Origin of the sequence: Flavobacterium luteum (assembly GCF_008806775.1) — a bacterium.
GTDB lineage: Bacteria > Bacteroidota > Bacteroidia > Flavobacteriales > Flavobacteriaceae > Flavobacterium > Flavobacterium luteum.
In genome coordinates, this window is record NZ_WAEM01000005.1 from 172010 (window position 1) to 193971 (window position 21962).

Annotated in this window: 12 protein-coding genes; 4 read left to right on the forward strand and 8 right to left on the reverse strand. The window is 36.5% G+C overall.

Going from position 1 to position 21962, the window contains the following annotated elements:
* Positions 1–121: 121 nt before the first annotated feature.
* A complete protein-coding gene (locus F6464_RS10800) occupies positions 122–1279 on the reverse strand; it encodes a helix-turn-helix domain-containing protein (RefSeq protein WP_151107821.1) in 1158 nt (385 codons plus the stop codon).
* A 134-nt stretch (positions 1280–1413) separates the two neighbouring features.
* On the opposite strand from F6464_RS10800, the gene F6464_RS10805 reads away from it, so the two are divergent.
* A complete protein-coding gene (locus F6464_RS10805) occupies positions 1414–4197 on the forward strand; it encodes an InlB B-repeat-containing protein (RefSeq protein WP_225318069.1) in 2784 nt (927 codons plus the stop codon).
* Between the two features lie 61 nt (positions 4198–4258).
* Here the strand turns inward: F6464_RS10805 and F6464_RS10810 are convergent, their stop codons facing one another.
* The 3 genes from F6464_RS10810 to F6464_RS10820 form a co-directional block, all read right to left on the reverse strand.
* Entirely contained in the window at positions 4259–6490 is a 2232-nt protein-coding gene (locus F6464_RS10810; RefSeq protein WP_151107823.1) for a cation:proton antiporter domain-containing protein, read from the reverse strand.
* Positions 6491–6597: 107 nt separating this feature from the next.
* Positions 6598–7944: an adenylosuccinate lyase gene (gene purB / locus F6464_RS10815; RefSeq protein WP_151107824.1), complete on the reverse strand. Its 1347-nt coding sequence runs from the start codon at positions 7942–7944 to the stop codon at positions 6598–6600.
* A 76-nt stretch (positions 7945–8020) separates the two neighbouring features.
* Positions 8021–8710, reverse strand: a complete 690-nt coding sequence (locus F6464_RS10820) for an SIR2 family NAD-dependent protein deacylase (protein WP_151107825.1) — start codon at positions 8708–8710, stop codon at positions 8021–8023.
* A gap of 66 nt (positions 8711–8776) precedes the next feature.
* Here F6464_RS10820 and F6464_RS10825 point away from each other — a divergent pair, with 66 nt between their 5' ends.
* On the forward strand, positions 8777–9439 hold the full coding sequence (locus F6464_RS10825) for a TrmH family RNA methyltransferase (RefSeq protein WP_151107826.1): 663 nt from the start codon (positions 8777–8779) through the stop codon (positions 9437–9439).
* Positions 9440–9451: 12 nt separating this feature from the next.
* On the opposite strand, the gene F6464_RS10830 is transcribed toward F6464_RS10825, so the two are convergent.
* The 3 genes from F6464_RS10830 to F6464_RS10840 all read right to left on the reverse strand — a co-directional run bounded on the left by F6464_RS10830 (position 9452) and on the right by F6464_RS10840 (position 12947).
* Complete coding sequence (locus tag F6464_RS10830; protein ID WP_151107827.1) at positions 9452–10216, reverse strand: carboxypeptidase-like regulatory domain-containing protein; 765 nt, start codon at positions 10214–10216, stop codon at positions 9452–9454.
* 87 nt (positions 10217–10303) lie between these two features.
* Positions 10304–12274, reverse strand: coding sequence for a DEAD/DEAH box helicase (locus tag F6464_RS10835; protein WP_151107828.1), 1971 nt, complete (start codon positions 12272–12274; stop codon positions 10304–10306).
* Positions 12275–12374: 100 nt separating this feature from the next.
* Positions 12375–12947, reverse strand: coding sequence for a non-canonical purine NTP diphosphatase (locus tag F6464_RS10840; RefSeq protein ID WP_151107829.1), 573 nt, complete (start codon positions 12945–12947; stop codon positions 12375–12377).
* Positions 12948–13426: 479 nt separating this feature from the next.
* Here F6464_RS10840 and F6464_RS10845 point away from each other — a divergent pair, with 479 nt between their 5' ends.
* Positions 13427–15511 (forward strand): T9SS type A sorting domain-containing protein, encoded by a 2085-nt coding sequence (locus F6464_RS10845; protein ID WP_151107830.1) that lies wholly within the window; start codon positions 13427–13429, stop codon positions 15509–15511.
* A gap of 520 nt (positions 15512–16031) precedes the next feature.
* Here F6464_RS10845 and F6464_RS10850 read toward each other — a convergent pair.
* A complete protein-coding gene (locus F6464_RS10850; protein WP_151107831.1) occupies positions 16032–16970 on the reverse strand; it encodes a T9SS type A sorting domain-containing protein in 939 nt (312 codons plus the stop codon).
* Between the two features lie 548 nt (positions 16971–17518).
* Here F6464_RS10850 and F6464_RS10855 point away from each other — a divergent pair.
* On the forward strand, positions 17519–21481 hold the full coding sequence (locus F6464_RS10855) for a CehA/McbA family metallohydrolase (protein WP_151107832.1): 3963 nt from the start codon (positions 17519–17521) through the stop codon (positions 21479–21481).
* The last annotated feature ends 481 nt before the right edge of the window (positions 21482–21962 follow it).

Below are 21962 nucleotides of genomic sequence, written 5' to 3' on the forward strand. Positions count from 1 at the left end.
AATTAGTTCTTCTGCTTTTAAGTCTTTAAATTTGCGAATTAGCGATTTGATTTTTTGTTTTCAACCTTGGTAGACTTTCAGTCTGCAAAACCAAATCTATTGACTTCGGGTAGATAGTGGTTTAGTTTAAATTTTTGTAATACTCTTGTGGAGTTGTTCCAGTGATGGATTTAAAACTGTTAAAAAAAGGCTTATAAGATGAAAAGCCTACTTCCATGGCAAGCGATTCCATGGTGCTGGATTTCAAAAAACCAGTTTCCAGCAGTTTGGTTGCATCATGGATACGAACCATTTTTTTATAGTCGACAAAGGTAATGGCGCAGTGGTATTTAAAAACATACAGCAAATGTACTTTAGGAAGGTTTAGTTTTTGGGCAAAATCTTCTACCGTTATCTCAGGATTTCTAAAAGTATTGGTATGAAAAGACAGGCTTTCTATTTGGTGGATATAGTTGTTTAGATTGGTTGTCACGCTTCTAGTAATCTTGAGGTCTTTTTGGTTGGTTATCTCTGGTTTTGTGTCTAAAATCCAGATAGCATTTAAAACGACATCCGCTTTTTTGTAGGCCTCTATTTTTATTTTCATGAAATCATATCCATACAAAAGTTCAGGTGTTGCCAGCAGTTTAATGAAAAAAGCCAACCAAAAAAGGGCTGCAATGCTTATTTGATAACTATTTCCATTGCTGTTGTAATTAAAACCATTGGTTATGAAGACTAGGATAATCATCCATCCAAGCATTACTATGGCAGCATAAAGGTATAAAGTCCAGTTCTTGATTGCTTTGGTTTGCTTGGCAAGCAAAGGAGCCTCACTTTTTTTTGACCAAATGGTATTGCGCAACAATCGGTAGCTAAGAAAATTATAAGTTGCGACACACACTATCAATAAGGCCACATAGACCATTCGGATGGTGGAAGCGTTCTCATACTGTTGTTGGACATTCAATACATGGAGCAGTACTACTACGAAAGGCACTATGAGGTAGATGGCATCTTTACTACGCCATTTTTTACTATAAACCAAATCCCTAAAGTATAAATGCGTACAAGCGCCCATCAATATCACCATAAATACATTGGTACTGGTAAGTATTTCGACTGGAATTTTATGGAGATACACCGAAAAGCCGCGAAGCAGAAATCGAACGGAAAGGACGCTAAGGAGCACAATCAGATACTTGTTGATAAGCGGGTTGGCTTTGTATCTGAATACGGCAATGGCTGTGGTGATTAAACCCAGAATACCTGTTATTAAAGTCAAAAAATTAATCAGCATGTTCTCTTGAATTAGATATTCAACTGCAAGGAGTTGCAAAAGGAGTTCTTGCTTGACAAAGAAACAACATTTCCTGATTCGTAATACCCATTCCTTGTAGTTAAAATAACGGCATGACTTGTCAAAACGGTGGCATGCCTACAATAATCTTGCGATGTGTTTTATTTTTCACTTTGAAAGCTATAACTTTTTGTCAAAAAGACGGCATTCTAATCTATTTTAATGGCATTAACTATCCTTCAAAATCCCTTATAGTTTGGTCACGTAACTTTGTTGCTGATTTTTTAAAAAAGATACAAATGATTGTAAAATTACAAATGTACACTAAAATTAATTTAATGGTAGTGTTCATGTCTTTCTCTGCTGCTCAGGCACAAGTTCCAAATGAACCCACTAATTTAGTGGTAACACCCATAAATACAGGTGGTATGATACAGTTCTCTGAACCGTCAAGCATTGGTTACTCTACAATTACCAATTATGAGTATTCAATTGATAATGGAATCAATTGGGTTACTCCCACTACGGTAATAAAGGAGAGTCCAATAATTATAAATAGTGGCATAACTAATTGTACTTCCTATCAAGTAAAAATCAGAGCAGTTAACGATTTAGGTAAAGGAACACCTTCGGCTACAGTTACTCTAAAGCCTTCGAATTCTAATCATCCAGGTATGGATTGGACATCAAGAACTAACCCAGTAGATAATTCATGGAATGGTATTATTTATGCCAATGGGCTCTTTGTGGCGGTGGGTGGCAGTTCTTCTGGAAATGGAGTAATGACTAGCTCTGATGGGAATATCTGGACGGCAAGAACTACTCCGGCGGATAACGAATGGTTTGGCATTACCTATGGTAATGGACTTTTTGTGGCTGTTGCAATTAGTGGAGTGGGTAACCGTGTAATGACAAGCACAGATGGCATCAATTGGACGGCAAGAGCCTCTGCAGCGGATAATAATTGGTTGAGCGTCACTTACGGTAATGGTCTCTTTGTGGCTGTGGCTTTCAGTGGTGTAGGTAACCGCGTTATGACAAGCCCTGATGGTATCAACTGGACGACAAGATCCTCTCCGGTGGACAACGACTGGTTTGGGATTACTTATGGCAATGGACTCTTTGTAGCAATCGGACAAACTGGTTTTGGTAATCGAGTAATGACCAGCCCAGATGGAATTAACTGGACAGTAAGAACCTCTGCGGTTGATCTTAAATGGCGAAGTATTACCTATGGTAAAGGACTCTTTGTAGCAGTGGCTTATACTCGATCGACTTCGAGTGTCATGACAAGTCCTGATGGAATTATCTGGACAGCAAGACTTTCTGCAGCAAATAATAACTGGAACAGTGTTTCTTATGGAAATGGGCTTTTTGCGGCGGTGTCTAGTAGTGGTTCAGGTAATCGTGTAATGACAAGTTTTGACGGCTTTACTTGGACAATAAGAGCCTCTGCGGAGAATAATTACTGGAATAGTATCACTTATGGCAACGGTCATTTTGTGGCGGTGGCTGCAACTGGTACAAGTAACCGTGTAATGACAAGTAGTTTTTCTCTGGTGGCCGATGCACCCCTAATTACTGAGGCATCTTTTAGTGGTACAACTACTACTATTCAATTCACGCAATCAGGATCCTTATTGGCTCCAGCAATAACCAATTATGAATATTTTACTAATGATAGTACTACTTGGACGGCTTTGTCTCCAGCAGATACTACGAGTCCTTTAACCATAAACGGTTTGGCAAATGTGCCAAGTTTAATTATGATACGAGCTGTAAATAGTGTAGGTAATTCTTGTCCTTCCACAAATTATCTCAATAATTACAATGTTACTTTCGATGCCAATGGAGGTTCAGGAAGCATGGCAGTACAAACCATTGATTATAATGTTTCGGCAAATTTAAGGACCAATGCCTTTACCCGCACCGGTTATACCTTTTCCGGCTGGGCAACTACCAGCGTTGGCACAGTAGCCTATGCTAATAGTGCCAGTTATACCATGGGTGCTACTGATGTTACCTTGTTTGCCAAGTGGACGGCGACTAGTGGCTCGAATGGAGCCATTACGCAGGTACGTCCTATACAATGTGGAAAAACATTGAGTTATTTAACATCTGCTATTCAGGCTAGCCCTCTAGTAGGAGCTACTGAATATACATTTGAAGTAACAAGAGTAGACAACAGCGTTGTTAATACAATAGTTACTTCAAACTATTACTTTTTTCCAGCAACTTTAATAACTGGAGGATTAGTTTATGGAAAATCGTATTCAGTAAAAGTGAAAGCTAAAATTGGGGGAATTTATCAAGCTTTTGGTAATGCCTGTATTGTTACAGCACCTTCTGAACCACTAGTTACAACCACTAAAATTAGACCAATGCAGTGTGGTAAAACATTGAATTATATCACAGATGCCATTCAGGCAAGTCCTGTATACTTAGCAACTCAATATGAGTTTAACGTTACTGATGGTGTTACCACTGTTGTTATACCTTCTAGCGCTTCTTGGTTTAGACTAAGTCAATTTCCAGGAGGAGGTGTTTTTAATACAGCATATACAATAACTGTAAGATCAAAAGGACTTGCTACTGCATTTACAGCTTACAGAGATTCTTGTATTGTTACCACTCCAATTTCAAGAATGTCTGATTCACTAGAAAAAGAAAGTATTTTTAACGTAAAAGCATTCCCGAATCCATTTGCCTCACACTTTAGTTTAGACATCGAGAGTTCAAGCGATGATTTGGTTCAGCTGAAAGTATATGATATGATAGGACGACAACTAGAAGTTCGTAAGGCGACAGTAACGGAATTAAGCACTAAAGAGATAGGCGCTAATTATCCATCAGGCGTATACAATGTTGTTGTATCACAAGGGGATAATGTAAAATCTTTACGAATAATAAAAAGATAAGATTTAAATTCGTTCTTTGGGAAAGAAAGGGTAAGATTTAATTCTCGCCCTTTTTTTATGTCTAATTATGAACCAATTCTGCTAGTAATTTTTTCTCTCCCACAATCCATAAAACGTCATCTTTTTCTAAAACTATATCCGATTCAGGATTCAAAATCCGATTGCCTCTTTTTTCAATACCTACCACTAGACCATGGGTTTTCTCTCTCACTTTAGACTCTCTAATGGTTTTTCCGATATAGCTTTCGTTTTTTAATTCTATTTGTCGCAATACTATTTCGGGTTCTAGAGTTGATGTTGGAACTTCAATCTCATGTTGTTCTAAATACTTTTTAAATTCGTTCACTTGAATATCGTTTCCTATGACACAAATTTCATCACTAGGAAATAATCGATCGTTTCTTTTAGGAATATTAATCATAATATCCCCTCTTTTTATTGAAGCTATATTGATTCCTAGCTGTTCTCTGATCTTTAATTCTTTTAATGTTTTTCCAATGATATTCGATTCTTTAGCGATTTCAAAATAAGCCATGTGACCATCCCAAGGCGATAAATCACTCCTGCTTCTTTTCGCTTTTGTAATTTCTCTGTCATTCAAGTTGGATAAAAAATGATTTTCTATTTTATGATATTGAGCGTTTAATTTTTTACGGAATAGAAAATAAGTTACAGCCGCTCCAATTAATGTAAAAATGGCGGCTATTGGTGAGAAAAATATGTTTAACAAAAAGCCAATAAAAAACAGTGTTAGTAGGAATCGAAATAGAATCATCATGACAATGGGCCCACGGTATTTGCGCTCTTCCATTAGGAGATTTACTTCTGCAATAGCTACTCTTCGGAGGGATAGTGCCCATAAAAAAGGGGAGAGTACCGCTAAAGTTATTAAGGCACCTATAGCATTCCCAAATTTAAAACCAGCCACAAGCGGTAATATATATTGTGAGGACAGTAAAATAATTGCAACTATAATTACGGATACAAAAATGACTTGAAAAAGAAAGGCATTTAATACTTTTTGCCAGGTACTAACCGATTTGATAGATTGGGTATTTGCACTATACCGTTCGATATTTTTGATCCATTTTCGAGGTAATTTTTTGGATAATATTTCTGAAAAAGGAGTTGCTATTTTAATCATAAACGGAGTTGTAAAGGCTGTAATTGCTGAAACAGCAACCACAATTGGATACAGATAGGAACTTGTAGCTTGTAAAGTTATTCCTAATGAAGCAATGATAAAGGAAAACTCACCAATTTGCGATAAACTCATTCCAGTTTGTACCGATTCTTTGAGGGGTTGTCCAGAAAGTAAGGCTCCAATAGTTGAACTAAAAGATTGTCCGAAAATGGTAATTACCGATAAAACAAAAATTGGAATCATGTGATTGTACACTACGCTTGGGTCTATTAACATGCCTACTGACACAAAAAAGACAGCAGCAAATAAATCTTTAACGGGTTTTACCAAATGTTCAATGTGTTCTGCTTGAGTAGTTTCGGCAATGATAGATCCCATAATAAAGGCACCCAGAGCTGGAGAAAATCCTACGTTTGAAGCGAGCATAACCATCGACAAACAAAGTGCTATAGAAATAATGAGAAGCATTTCATCGGTTAACAAATGTTTCGCTTTTTTAAGTAGCGTAGGAATAAAGAAGATACCTCCTATAAACCAGAGTATTAAGAAAAAAACCAACTTAAAAATTGATTGTAGTAATGCTCCACCCGAAAAATGTTCGCTAACCGCTATGGTAGATAATAAAACCATCATTAATATAGCCACGATATCCTGAACAATAAGTGAACCAATAACAATACCAGCAAATTTTTGAGCCTTTACCCCCAGTTCGTCAAATGATTTTAAGATAATCGTTGTAGATGATACTGACAAAATAACCCCCAAAAAAATACTATCCATTGTAGGCCAATTCATCCATCGTCCCACGGCGTAGCCTAATAGTAACATAAAAGTGATTTGAGTAATAGCGGTAATAGATGCTGTTCCGCCCACTTTCATTAGTTTTTTAAAACTAAATTCTAAACCAAGACTAAACAATAGAAAAATCACTCCAATTTCAGCCCAAACTTCAACACTTTCAATATCTTTTACCGATGGAAAAAAATCAAAATGATTCCCTGCTAAAAAACCCGCAATCAAGTAGCCTAAAACTAGCGGTTGCTTCAATCTTTTAAAGAGTAAAACCGCAATACCAGCGGTCATTAGAATTAATCCTAAATCACTAATTAGAGGTTTTAAATGATTGGATATTTCTGCAACTGCGCTCATAATTTTGTATATAGGAAAGACTAATTTTATGTTTCTCAAAGCATTAAGGCTAATATAAAACAAAAAAACGGTATTAAAACCGTTTATAATAGGATATTTATAATAGCTTAAATCCCCAAGAAATTACTCGGTGTGATTTGTAACAATTCTGCTTTAATTTTATCCGAAACTTCTAAAGTGGCAATAAAATCATGAATCGCTTTTTTATCAATTGCTTCATTGGTTCTAGTCAAACCTTTCAAAGCTTCATACGGATTTGGATAGCCTTCGCGACGTAAAATGGTTTGAATCGCTTCAGCAACTACCGCCCAGTTCTTTTCTAAATCTTCATGGAATTTAGGTTCATTTAAAAGCAGTTTGTTCAATCCTTTTAAAGTAGCTTCGAAAGCAATAATAGTATGTCCCATAGGCACACCAATATTTCTTAAAACGGTACTATCAGTCAAATCCCGTTGCAATCTCGATAAAGGCAATTTAGCCGATAAATGTTCGAAAATAGCATTGGCAATACCTAAATTCCCTTCAGAGTTTTCAAAATCAATAGGATTTACTTTGTGAGGCATGGCAGACGAACCAATTTCTCCCGCTTTTATTTTTTGTTTGAAATAGTCCATTGAAACATAGGTCCAAATGTCTCTGTCTAAATCAATAATAATAGTGTTGATTCTTTTTAGTGCGTCGAAAAAGGCAGCAAAATGATCATAATGTTCGATTTGAGTGGTAGGGAAGGAGTGATGCAAGTTAAGGGTTTCCTCAACAAAATTACTTCCAAATTTTCTCCAATCTATTTGAGGATAAGCCACATGATGTGCATTGTAATTTCCAGTAGCACCTCCAAATTTGGCTGCAAACGGAATGTTAAATAACAATCGCATTTGTTCCTCTAATCGTTCTACAAAAACCCCAATCTCTTTACCCAGACGAGTAGGAGAGGCAGGTTGACCGTGCGTTCTCGCCAGCATCGGAATATCGCACCATTCCATACTTAACTCTTTTAATTTTGAGGTTAAAGTGATAAGCGATGGCATGTATACTTTCTCAAAAGCTTCTTTGGTCGAAAGCGGAATAGCGGTATTATTAATGTCTTGCGAAGTCAAACCAAAATGAATAAATTCTTTGTGTTTTGACAAATCTAGTTTTTCAAAAGCTTCTTTGATAAAATATTCTACTGCTTTTACATCGTGGTTGGTTACTTTTTCAGTTTCTTTTATCCATAAAGCATCTTCAGTAGAGAAATTTTTGTAAATGGAACGTAAACCATCAAAAAGGTTTGGATTTACAGTGGCAAGTTGCGGTAGCGGCACTTCACATAAAGCAATGAAATATTCAATTTCAACCAATACGCGGTATCTGATTAAAGCTTCTTCAGAAAAAAAAGGAGAAAGTGCAATAGTTTTACTTCTGTATCGTCCATCAATAGGTGATACAGCATTTAATTCATTTAAGGTAGTCATTGTTGTGTTGTTGGTTCAAAAGAACAAAGATAATAGATTTCAGCCTTAAAATTGAAGTTGAAATTGACTTTTGTCATTACCCTTTTTTGAGTTCTTTTTGAACGATTTTCATTCCTTCTGATCCAGATGTAGCAATAATTTTAATGTCATTTGGAACATCGTAGATAGTTGCAGGTTTTGGATCGATGTAATAAATTGGGATTGAAGTATGAGCAAAATGTATCAAACTTGCAGCAGGATAAACTTGTAAAGAAGTACCAATTATGATAAGAATGTCCGCTTTTTCAACAATAGCAACGGCCTCTTCCAACGCAGGAACTTCTTCTCCAAACCAAACGATATGCGGGCGTAAGGTATTGCCCTTGTCATCCAAATCACTAAAGTTTAAATCGTCCTGCCAATCTAGAATGTAATTCGTGTTTGTTGCGCTACGAACTTTTAACAACTCACCATGCAAATGCAACACACGAGTGCTTCCTGCTTTTTCGTGCAAGTTATCTACGTTTTGAGTGATGATATCGACATCAAAGTGCTGTTCTAAGTCCGCTAAGATTTGATGTCCTAAATTGGGTTCAACCTCCTTAAGTTGGCTACGCCTTTGGTTATAAAAATCAAGTACAAGTGCTGGGTTTTTAAGCCAACCTTCTGGTGTTGCTACATCCATTACATTGTGACCTTCCCAAAGTCCGTCACTATCCCGAAAAGTTTTTATACCACTTTCGGCACTTATTCCCGCTCCCGTCAAAACTACAAGTTTCTTTTTCATAGCTAAAATACTTTAGGAGCTAAAGCTACTCTTTTTTAGTATTTTTACCAAAAATAATTCCGCAACATGATTGACCTCGATTACCTTCATTTCTTAGAAAACATCCTAACAGAAAACAGAAAAGAACGATTTCAGAAAGTGCTACAAAACCGAACCAAGCATTTTACAATTGTTGTTGAAGATATTTTTCAGATGCACAATACCAGTGCAGTGATGCGCAGTTGTGAGGTCTTTGGGATACAAGAGCTAAATGTGATTGAGCAACGGTATGGAAAAAGCATCGATAAGGAAATTGCCATGGGTGCCCAAAAATGGGTCGATATCAATACGTTCGACAATGTATCAAGTTGCGTGGATACGCTGAAAGCGAAAGGCTACCAAATTATTGCTGCAACACCACATGAGAACGATTGCTTACTAGATGATTTTGATATTTTGAAACCAAGTGCTATATTCTTTGGAACGGAACGTGACGGATTATCCGAAGAAATTTTGAAACGGGCGGATGGGTTTCTCAAAATTCCTATGGTAGGCTTTACAGAGAGTTTAAATATATCCGTTTCGGCTGCGATTATTATTCAGAATCTGACCAACCGATTGCGAAATTCTACAATTGATTGGCATTTATCTGAAATAGAAATTTTAGAAAAACGTTTGGATTGGGCTAGTAATTCTATTAAAGATATTAAACGAATTGAGGCAAGATATTATGAAGATAAAATCAAATAGGAATTAGAAAATCTAGTTTTTCTTCAACACTTTATATTGCTCATAACATTCACTAATGGCATCCATGATTTGTAAATCATTGGCCGCCTTTACAAAAGCTTCCGAATAATTACAACGTTCCATAATTTCTGCTATTTCGTTTTTGTCTATTCCAAGAAGTACCGCTACCATTTCTCTGTCGTATTTAGATTCTAGTAAGGTTCTTACATTGTTGTCTTTTTTCATTTCTTTAAGACGCTTGAGCTCTTTTGGTTTTTTTCCAAAAAAGTTATACAACATATCAGCAGGGTTAAAAATAGAACCCATCACTCTGTTAAAAGCATTTGGAGAATATTCGCCAGCTTCATATCCTTGTTGCAATCCTGAAATACTATATCTGAAGTTATCTCGAGATGGAATTAATTTCGAATCGACTTCTAAATAACCAGTTAAATTATAAGGCATAATAATCACTTCTTCAAGTGCGATGGCTTTTTCGGTCATCTTAATTTTTGTAGTCTTGTTTTTTATCCAATCGTTTGTAACTCTAATTTTTATAGATTGAAATCCGATATAGGAAATGTGTAGGGTGTCGTTTACTGTAGCTTCAATTTCAAAAAATCCCTTTTCGTTCGTATTGCTTCCTCTCGATTTGTTAAGGTTAATGATATTAACATTAGATATAGGAAGCAATGTTTGGTCATTTTGTATGATTCCAGAAATTTTTTGGGGAGGTGTTGCTTGAGAAAAGCAGTTTAAAGAAAGGAATGTAAAAAAGAAGACTATTAAATATCTCATGTTGTGTTTAAAAAGTTTAAAAGTAATAAAACACGATAAGATATTGAATAGTCTTCTTTATAATTATAAGAAAATTAACAAAAGGGATTAGCTTTTTCTTGGTCTTCTTTCTCTAGGGGTATCTGATGTACCTTCTGAACGTCTAGGAGCTCTATCTGAAAAACCTTCTGGTCTAGGAGCATCTGATCTTCTTGGTGTTCTGTCTGATGAAAAACCGCCTTCACGTTTTGGTGCTGATGAACCTCTAGATTCGCTTCTTCCTCCAAAACCACCTTCACGAGGTGCTCTTTCTGAAAAACCGCCTTCTTTTCTTGGTCCAAAACCACCACTTCTAGGAGCTGAATTTCTATCGCTTCTAAAACCGCCACCGCCAGAACTTCTTCCGCCACCAAAACCACCAGAGCTTCTACCATTATGGTCGCGTCTTCCGCCACCATCATTTTTAGAAATCTCAACGTTAATTCTGCGTCCTTCTAACTGAACGTTATTCAATACATCCATTACTTTATCAGTAAATTCAGGATCAGTGTTAAAGAAAGAGAACCCTTCTTTTACATCTACTTTAAATACATCATCACGACCTAAGTCTAATGTTTCTTTTAGATAATCTTTTAAAGTCATCCAGTCAAAATTGTCTCTTGAACCAATGTTTACAAAATAACGAACTGCTCCGCCATTGTTGTTTTCTCTTGGCTCACGGTCATCGCTTCTTTCGCGACGATCATTTCCTGAAGATTGAGATGACAAATCTCTTGTTTTCTTATAGTAATTGATAAAACGGTTGAATTCAACAGAAACCATTTTCTTAATTAACTCTTCTTTAGACAACCCTTCTAAAACGCTATTAATTGCTGGAAGATAGTTGTCAATTTCGTGATCTACTTCCGTATCTTTTATCTTGTTAGCTAAGTGCAACAATTGAATTTCACAGATTTCTATTCCAGAAGGAATCGTTTTTTCTTCAAACTTTTGTTTGATGATTCTTTCAATAGATGATATCTTACGAATTTCACTTTTAGTTACAATAACTATAGAAGTTCCTAATTTTCCAGCACGACCTGTTCGGCCTGAACGGTGATTATAGGTTTCTATTTCGTCTGGCAATTGATAGTTCACTACGTGAGTAATGTTATCAACGTCAATACCACGAGCAGCAACATCAGTAGCTACAAGCATTTGTATTTGTCGGCCTCTAAAAGATTTCATAACAGAATCACGTTGTGCTTGCGATAAATCACCGTGTAAAGCGGCTGCATTGTACCCGTCTTCGATTAATTTTTCAGCTACTTGTTGTGTATCTCTTTTAGTACGACAAAACACTACAGAAAAGATGTCTGGGTTTGCATCTGCTAAACGTTTCAAAGCTTCATAACGATCTCTGGCATTTACTAAGTAAAATTCGTGAGAAACGGTAGCCGAACCAGAATTCTTAGCTCCAACTGTAATTTCAATTGGATTGTGCATGAATTGTTTTGCAATTCGAGAAACTTCTGCAGGCATGGTTGCTGAAAACAACCACGTGCTTTTTTCGTCAGGTGTTGTTGAAAGGATGTTTACGATATCTTCGTAGAATCCCATATTCAACATTTCATCTGCTTCGTCAAGAATGCAGTAATTAATTTGAGAAATGTTAACCAATCCTCTGTTAATCATGTCTTGCATTCTCCCTGGAGTTGCCACAATAATTTGTGCCCCTCTCTTAATGTCTCTGGCTTGATCCGTAATACTTGCACCACCATAAACCGCCACTACGTTAATACCTTTTTCGTATTTAGAGTAGTTTTTAATCTCGTTTGTAATTTGCAAACATAGTTCGCGAGTAGGTGATAAAATTAACGCCTGTGTATTTCTATTGTCAGCATCAATCTTTTGAATCACTGGAAAACCAAAAGCTGCCGTTTTCCCTGTCCCTGTCTGAGCCAACGCAACTAAATCTGTGTCTTGTTCCAATAATAGGGGAATCGCTTTCTCCTGCACTTCGGTCGGATTCTCAAATCCTAGATCGATAATCGCACGCTGTAGCGATTCACTCAATCCTAATTGTTCAAATTTGTTCATATGTATTTTTAAAATTTGGTGCAAAAGTACACTTTAAAAACCATATAATCTAACAGAAAACCCAGATTTAATAATTTAATACTATTTGACAATCAGCAAGTTAGTTTTTTAAGTAGTCTATGAGTTGCTGAGTAGCCTTTCCGCGATGGCTGACTTTGCCTTTTTCTTCAAGAGAAAATTGCGCAAATGTCTTTTTAAAACCATCGGGTTGAAAAATAGGATCGTAGCCAAATCCTTGATTTCCAGTTTTTTCAAAAGTGATTGTGCCTTTTGCAATTCCAGTAAAAAGATGCTGCTTTCCATTAATATTTAATGCAATTACTGTTTTAAATTGGGCATTTCGGTTGGGTTTGTCTATTAAGTTTTGTAGCAATTTAGCCATGTTATCATCGTCACTTTTTTGTTCGCCAGCATAACGAGCCGAATAAACTCCGGGCCCCCCATCTAATGCTTCCACTTCTAAACCAGTATCATCAGCAAAGCAATTGTAACCGTACTTTTGAGTAACATAGTTGGCTTTTAAGATAGCATTGCCTTCAATGGTGTCTGATGTTTCAGGGATTTCTTCCAAACAACCTATATCTGGTAAACTTAAAAGTGCTATGGATTTAGGCAGCATACTCTGTACTTCAATAATTTTATTCTTATTATTCGTTGCAAATACAATTTTCATAGTTGTAAAATGTAGGGTTTAGTTAAAATAAGGTTGATTGTCTTTTTATTTTCAGCATTTTTTCAAACGGTTTGTTACTAGCACTTTTTCGTTTATAAGCTAACGTCTCAATTTTTGTTCAAATATAATTGAATTTTCTATTTATTTATTGAGGTTTTTTTACAGTGTAGCTCTAATTATTTCAATTTTTTTATATTCGTTTAAGTTTAAATCATCAACTATTTCATATTTATTTTTTAAGAAGAAACTAATGTATTTTGCAATAAAAATTTTACAAAAAAAAGAAAGAAATTTACATTTAATCGAATATTTAGGTTAGTTGTCTGATTTTTTTTTTATTCTGAAATTCAAATATTACTTTACACTCCATAATTATAAAATGCAAACATCTTAAACACAAATTTTAGGAATATTAACACTTTATAATAAAGAAAAATTATAAATTGAAATTCAATACTAACCCCAACAAAAATTATTTTATGAAAAATTTTTTACTTATCGGTTTGTTTTTTGTAAGTACTCTAAGTAGTAATGCAAACAATAACAATTATTCGGCTTTAAGCCATTCAAATGAATCTACAGAAGCGTCAACTCTTGCATGTACGACGTGTACTAAATTGATAGTTTCACAATGTGGTGCTACATTAGCATCAGTTAGTACTTCCATTTTGGCATCACCAGTAACTTCTGCTACAAATTATAGATTTGAAATTACTAAAGGCGCGAGTGTTACTGTACTTGAGTCAGGAACTAACAGATCATTTACTTTAACGCAATCAGCTGGTTTAGCAGCATACAATACAACTTACAGTGTTCGAGTAGCGGTTAAAATAAGTGGAGTTTGGGATGATTATGGAATTGCTTGTTCTGTAACTACTCCGGCGTTACCAGGTCTTACTAAAGTAGTAGCCAGTCAGTGTGGTATAACCTTAGCAAATGCAACAACTCCAGTTTTAGCCGATGAGGTATTTGGAGCAACAACCTATCGTTTTGAAGTATCTAATGGAGAGACTGTTATTGGGACTGTAAATGCTGCAACTAGAACTTTTCAAATGACTCAAGTTACAGGATTAGCTTACAGCACACAATATAGCGTGCGTGTAGCAACAAATAACAATGGATTTACCTATGGTACTCCTTGTAATATTACCATACCAGCAAGTAACACGCAAACTAAGGTTGTTTCAGGGCAATGTGGTGTGACTGTTCCTTTGGCTACTACTCAAATAAATGCAGATCAAGTTTTTCAAGCTACAGCTTACAGATTTGAAGTTACCAATGGTGCAACTGTTCGATTTGTTCAAAATGTAAATCGATTTTTCAACCTTAGCCAGTTGTCAGGAGGTGCTGCCTATGGAACAACTTATTCTATTCGTGTTGCAGTAGTATTTCAAGGAACTCTACAATTGTATGGACCTCCTTGTACCGTTACTTTGCCACCACTTACAAAGTTAATTCCTTCTCAATGTAATGCCAATTTATCAGCAGTGGCTTCGCCAATCTGGGCGTCTTTAGTGCCTTCTGCTAGTGCTTACCGTTTTCAAGTTACTAAAGGAGCTTCTGTAAGTGTTTTTGAAACTACCAACAGATACTTTCAATTAACCTTATTGCCTTCAGGAGTTGCTGCATACAACACTACTTATAGTATTAAAGCAGCTTATAAATTCAATGGAACATGGTTGCCATACGGCGATGCGTGTACATTAACAACTCCAGTAACGGTAACTGCAACTAAACTTATAGATTCTCAATGCAATAGCGCAATAGCTTCATTTAGTACACCAATCTTAGCGAATGAAGTCTTCGGAGCTAGTTCATATAGTTTTGAAGTTACACAAGGAGCTAATGTAAATGTTGGACAATCCAATACAAGATCGTTTCTATTGTCTAAATTACCAGGTTTAATATACGGTGTACCATGCAGTGTTAGAGTTGCTGTTACTTTTAATTCAGTGTTACAACCTTACGGCACTGCTTGTGTTGTAACACCGCCAAGTACTGTCGGGACTACTCAACTTATTGCTTCACAATGTGGTGCTACATTAGCAACAATAAATACACCTATTTTAGTAAATGAAGTATATTTAGCCACTGATTATCGTTTTGAAGTTACTGAAGGAGCAAACGTAAGAACCTATGAAACAACATTAAGATATTTCTTATTGTCTCAGTTAGTGGGTGGAGGTGCTCCTAGCACGACTTATGCTGTAAGAGCTGCTGTAAAATTCAACGGAGTATGGCAAGATTTCGGACCATCTTGTAACGTAACAACACCAGCGGCATCAATTAGTAGAATGAACAATAGTTTAGTAAATACAAACTTTGCTGTAAAAGCATTTCCAAATCCTTTTGCTTCACAATTTAAATTAGATATTGAAAGTGCTAGTGATAGTGTTGTAGAAGTTAAAGTTTACGATATGATTGGTCGTCAATTAGAAATTCGTAAAGGAACCGTATCTGAATTGTCTTCGCAAGAAGTTGGTGCTAATTACCCACGAGGTGTTTACAACGTATTGGTTTCTCAAGGAGAAAATGTAAAATCTATCCGAATGATTAAAAGATAATTGATTTTGAATAAAATGAATTTGATAAAAAACCTTCACTTGTTGAAGGTTTTTTTATGCCTTTTTTTGAAATAGGACGTATGATAAAAGTACTTTGGATTTATAAAGTATCTAATGTTATTAAGTGAGTCTTGTAATTTAAATGGCTTTTAAACCGAAGTGTTTTCTTATGATACGATAGCATTAAAAATGTGTGTCTACAACATTCAGGTATTTATTTTTATAAAGGGTTTCCGATACAACTCCTTCAATTGTAAAGCTGAATTAACATGAGCATTTAGAACGGAGTTAAAAAGAAGTTTATGCTGAACAGATTGATTTAAAAATAGTAGATTTTCAAAAGTATTGGAAGAAGTATCTAGAAATGCAAGACAAGTAAGACGTATATATGATGATTGTTATAACTAAAATAAACAACTCAGTTTAGTTGTGATGAATAGCATAAAAGAGCAAATAGAAAACATAAAAAAAGGAGTCTTGATAGCGCATCAAAACTCCTTTTTGGTATAAATATTTAAAATTATCTCACAATTAACTTTCTAGTGATTCCTGCTTTTGTTTTCACTACATACACACCGGATCGAAATGATTTAGTATCTATGGTGGTGGTGTTTGTGGCTTTCAAAATCAATTTTCCTAAAATATCAAAAACACTTACATCTTGCGCTACATTAAACTGTACTACTTCTTTATTTGATGGATTTGGAAACATTTTAAAGTTGTTTTTAGCACTTTCAAATTGATTAGTGCCAAGATTTAGAATGCCAGTAATGGTTACCATATCCAAACGTGCTGTACCAGTAGGCAGGTAAACGATAGGAAATTGAGAGGAAGAATTATAATCACCTATACTTGGGTCAAAAGCACTAACTACTCTAAAAGCTATATTAGGGTTGTTGTCTAAGGATGCTACAGATGAAACATCAACGGTTCTTAAATTACGCCATGTATCCCCGCCAGTTGTTCCTTTAATTCCGGGAGGAAAAGTGAATAATTGGGCATCATTCCATACAGGACTGACAGCAGTTCTATCGGCTGTGTATTGCACCATGTAGGTATTGCTTGATGATTCGCTATGTCTGTGATCGTATGTAAAAACAATACTGTGATATCCTACAGTACTTACATTAAATTGTGCTCCTCTTTTTTTATTTTCTGTTCCTGGAGTTGGAAAATTGGTTAAAGCCCATGCATAATTTGGCGGTGATGTTTTTATTGGGTCGGTACTACCAAGTCCTGTTGAAGTAGTAAAGCCAGCCGCGAAAACAGCTGTTGTACCTCCAACTAATTCAGCGGTTCCAGATCCTGTAGATACTGTAGGGGAAATTGCACCCCCCGCAACTTCGGTTGCAGAAGCGCCATTAAAGTTCCATTGGGCTATAGTGGCTTGACTCCAAGAAGTATACGAAAAAAATAAGGCTACTACTGTTGTCTTTAATAAAGTGTAATTTGTATTCATAATCAATATATTTTAAATTTTAAGCTAAAATAGTAACTTTATTTGAAATGAATATGAATTCTATTTTAAAATTACCATAAGTTCTTAACTTATATCGATTTAGTAATTAAAAACGAATTATCCCCAACGGGTTAAGTTGTTTAGTGACGTTTAAATGATTTCCTTTATCCTTATTTGTTCACTAATTGGGATTCTCTTTTAATACACTCTATATACACTCCACATACACTATCTATGCCTTTGGTATGCCTTTGCTATGCTTATGGTATTTATTAGCATCTTAGTCGACCCGTCCTAAAATAGCTATACCGGTTATTTAATGCATTACTTGTACCAACGAAAAATGGTCAACAAAAACGGTTTACTCCCTATGAAGTTCCCATAAAATTGATTTTGATTAAAATTTTTATTTTAACTGAATTCATAAGTTATTTTGTATTTATTGTTTTATATCGTAATAATATATACATTTGTTAATATAATTTACTATAAATGTTAATTATTATTGTAAAATTTACAATAAGAACCAATCAAATACCACACTACTTATGAAGATTAAACTATATTCTATAAAACAATGTATTGTTACTTGTTTATTGTTTTTTTCATTGCATACTGTTACTTCCCAAATTATAATTTCGCAGTATTATGAAGGCACGGGAACCAATAGATGGATAGAATTGACCAACATGGGAAGTACTAGCATAAACACAGCTTCCCCACAATTAAAGTTGGGAATTTGGACTAAATCAGGGACTACGGGTACTATCGCTTTTTCTGGTTCTCCCACCGCTACACTAAACTTAAACGTTGTAATACCCGCTTACAGTTCAGTACTTATTGGCAATACGACCAACGGTACAGAAGTAAGCTATCTTACTGCTGCGAGTGCCAGCCAATCGGATAATGTGGTGATGGCTTATAATGGTAATGATGGAATTGCTTTATTAAACTCAAGTAACACGGTACTTGACCGTTTTGGGAATGGGATTAATGCTACCGATATTAGTTACGTCCGCAATAACAATGTCCTTACTCCAACTGCTACTTTCAGTACTTCGCAATGGACATCGGTTTCCTTATCAGCAGTTAACTTAGCTAGTACGACAAGTCCAACACGTTTAAAATACCATATTGCTGCTCCTTGTGCCACACCAGCGAGTCAGCCTAGTGCTTTGCTCTTTGGAACACCAACCAATACAACTGCATCGGGATCTTTTAGTCCTACCGCAGCTAGTGGTTACTTAGTAGTTTACAGCACTTCAGCAGCATTGTCTGCCTTACCTGTTAATGGTACCAGCTATAGTGCTGGAGTTACTCTAGGCAATGCAAGAGTAGTAAGTAGCAGTTCAGCTACAGCATTTAGTATTACAGGCTTAACAGCGAGTACAACTTATTATGTTTCTGTATTTGCCTACAATAACACTTCTTGCAGTGGCGGACCTAATTACAGAACAAGTACACCCTTAAACGGAAGTTTTACTACTGATTTGAATCCTTGTGCCACACCAGCAAGTCAACCTAGTGCTTTACTCTTTGGAACACCAACCAATACAACTGCATCGGGATCTTTTAGTCCTACTGTAGCTAGTGGCTACTTGGTAGTTTACAGCACTTCAGCAACATTGTCTGCCTTACCTGTTAATGGTACTAGCTATAGTGCAGGAGCTACTCTAGGCAATGCAACTGTTGTCAGTAGCGGAACAACTACCGCATTTGGTTTATCAGGATTAACGGCGAGTACTAGTTATTATGTTTCTGTATTTGCCTACAATAACACTTCTTGCAGTGGCGGACCTAATTACAGAACTAGTACCCCTTTAAACGGTAGTTTTACTACTGATTTGAATCCTTGTGCCACACCAGCAAGTCAACCTAGTGCTTTACTCTTTGGAACACCAACCAATACAACTGCATCGGGATCTTTTAGTCCTACTGTAGCTAGTGGTTACTTGGTAGTTTACAGCACTTCAGCAGCATTGTCTGCCTTACCTGTTAATGGTACCAGCTATAGTGTAGGAGCTACTCTAGGCAATGCAACTGTTGTCAGTAGCGGAACAACTACCGCATTTGGTTTATCAGGATTAACGGCGAGTACTAGTTATTATGTTTCTGTATTTACCTATAATAACACTTCCTGCAGTGGCGGACCTAATTACAGAACTAGTACCCCTTTAAACGGTAGTTTTACTACTGATTTTAATGCTTGTATTGCTCCATCAAGTTTGCCCTCTAATCTAGTATTCAGTGCCGCAACTCCTTCTTCGGTTTCAGGCTCTTTTAGTTCAACGGTTGCTGACGGCTATTTGGTTGTTTACAGTGCATCACCATCATTATCAGCGATGCCTGTAAATGGCACTAGCTATTCAGTGAATACACTATTAGGAAATGCGACTGTAGTAAGTTCTGGGGCAGCAACTACTTTTAGTTTGAATGGTCTAGCGGCCAACAGCTCCTATTATGTATCGGTTTTTGCCTATAATAATGCCAACTGTATTGGAGGTCCTATTTATACCAATACATTCCTAAGTGCTTTTTTTATGACTACTACTGATAGTTGTAGTGTACCTATAGATCAGCCTACTGCTTTAACGTTTACCAATACTACCAGTACTAGTATTACTGGGTCTTTTGTTACGAGTGCTGCTGACGGGTATTTGGTTGTTTACAGTACTAGTGCCACACCAACAGAAAATCCAGTAAATGGAACTACTTATACCTCAGGAATGCCATTGGGAAATGCTACTGTAATTAAAGCTGATGCTAACACTACTTTTGCTACAGCTGGACTAACGGCTACTACGACCTATTATGTTTTTGTGTATAGCTACAACCATATAAATTGCTCAGGAGGTCCCGCCTATAATACGGTATCACCACTCTCAGCTAGTATCACCACTTCACAAGCGTCATTGTATTATTATTTTGGAAATTTCCATTCCCACAGCGAGTACAGTGATGGTACAGGCCTACCATCGGGAGATTTTGCTTTTGGTGACACCTCTAATTGTATGGACTTCTTAGGAATTAGTGAGCACAATCACGTGGGTGCGGGTATGTCCTTAAACAATTATGCTTTGGGATTGTCTCAAGCCGCAGCGGCCACAACACCGAGTTTCTTAGCTATGTATGGTATGGAGTGGGGAGTGATTTCCTCAGGAGGACATGCAGTAGTTTACGGAGTTGACAAACTTATAGGGTGGGATCCGGGTCAATACGATATCTATGTACCGCAAACGAATTATACAGGCAATTCAGGGTTGTTTAATGTGATTAATAGTTATAGCAGTAGTAATGCTTTTGCTACCTTAGCGCACCCTACTAATTCTGATTACAATGGCATTATGAGCACTTATGATAGTGGTGCTGATGACGCTATTGTAGGCTCAGCGGTTGAAAACGGTCCTTCAACTTCTGCCAATATCACTTATAGTGATCCGCCGGCTTCTATGGCGTATTTAAGTTTTTACAGAAATATGCTGGCTAGAGGGTATCATTTAGGCCCTACTATTGATCATGACAACCATAATGTTACCCACGGGCATACCGCCACCTCGCGTACGGTGGTTTTGGCTAATTCATTGACCCAAAATGATGTTTTAGGGGCTATGCGCGCCATGCGTTTTTATGCTTCACAAGATTGTAATGCGTATGTCAATTTTACGATCAACAACCAGCCGCTTGGTTCTATCATTATGAATGCAGGAGTACCAACTATTACTGTAACCACCTCGACAACAAATCCAGTAACTTCGCTTAAAATTTATTCAGGAATAGCGGGTAGTGGCACCAATGCAACTATTCTTACGAGTACTACTAGTGGTTCAATTACTTATTCACATACAGGTTTATCTAACCTCAGCTCTCGGTATTATTATATTGATATTACTGAATCTGATGGAAAAAGAATAGTAACAGCTCCTATATGGTATTCGCGAAATGATGCTGCTAGAAAAAGTAACGGCGGAAATGTGACGGAGTTTTTTACTGTAGCTGAACCAAAAAGAGTAGTTTTAAAATGGCGTACTACTAACGAAAGAGAAAGCCAATCTTTTACAGTAGAACGCTCGTATGATGCCATTCACTTTGAACTAATAGAAAGTACCTCTGGCAATGGGGTTGCTACCGCAAATTATTATACTGCTGTAGATGAATCGTCACAAAATAACGGAATTGCCTATTATCGGCTAACTCATTATGATGCGGAGCATCATGTCGTGTTTACTGATACTAAGAAAGTAATGCGAGAACTTATGCCTAAGTTCCAAGCTGTTGTTTATCCGAATCCGGTTACGGATGCCACTACTTTACATTTAGAAAATGCGAATGGCGAATTGGTTCAGCTAAAAATACATGATCTTACAGGGAAGTTGGTTTACAGTACTGAATTGCAAACTGCTGTTGGAGATCAAGAAATAAAACTGCCTGTACAAAAACTGGCTTCAGGTGTTTATTTGTTGCTGGCACAATCGAGTGGTTACTTTGTAAAGACTAAGCTTACAAAATTGTAATCCTTAATTGGTGCTTTACAATTGATAATTCACCACTCACTCTGATTTCAAAACCAAGCGAAGCGCCTTTTCTGCATGCTGGAAATCTATGTTTCTATGCGGTTAAAAACTTCTAGATCCGCTCGGGTCGATACAATTTTAAGTAATAAAGCTATCGCATTATTATTTAAAATCACTCGAAGTGACGGTTGGTTAACTATTGTGCTAAGCGAAGTAACGAGTTGGGTAATAATTGATAGTTGACAATGGACAATTCCTAATTCTTAAATCCTAAATCTTAAATTCTCACCCCAAAACCCTCAACCACCATATTTCTAAAACCAAGCGAAGCGCCTTTTTGCAAGTTGTACATCTATGTTTCTATGTGGTTAAAAACTTCTAGCTCCGCTCCGTTCGCTCCGCTCGGGTCGATACAATTTTAAGTGATAAAGCTGTCGCATTAGTATTTAAAATCACTCGAAGTGACGGTATGGTTAACTAG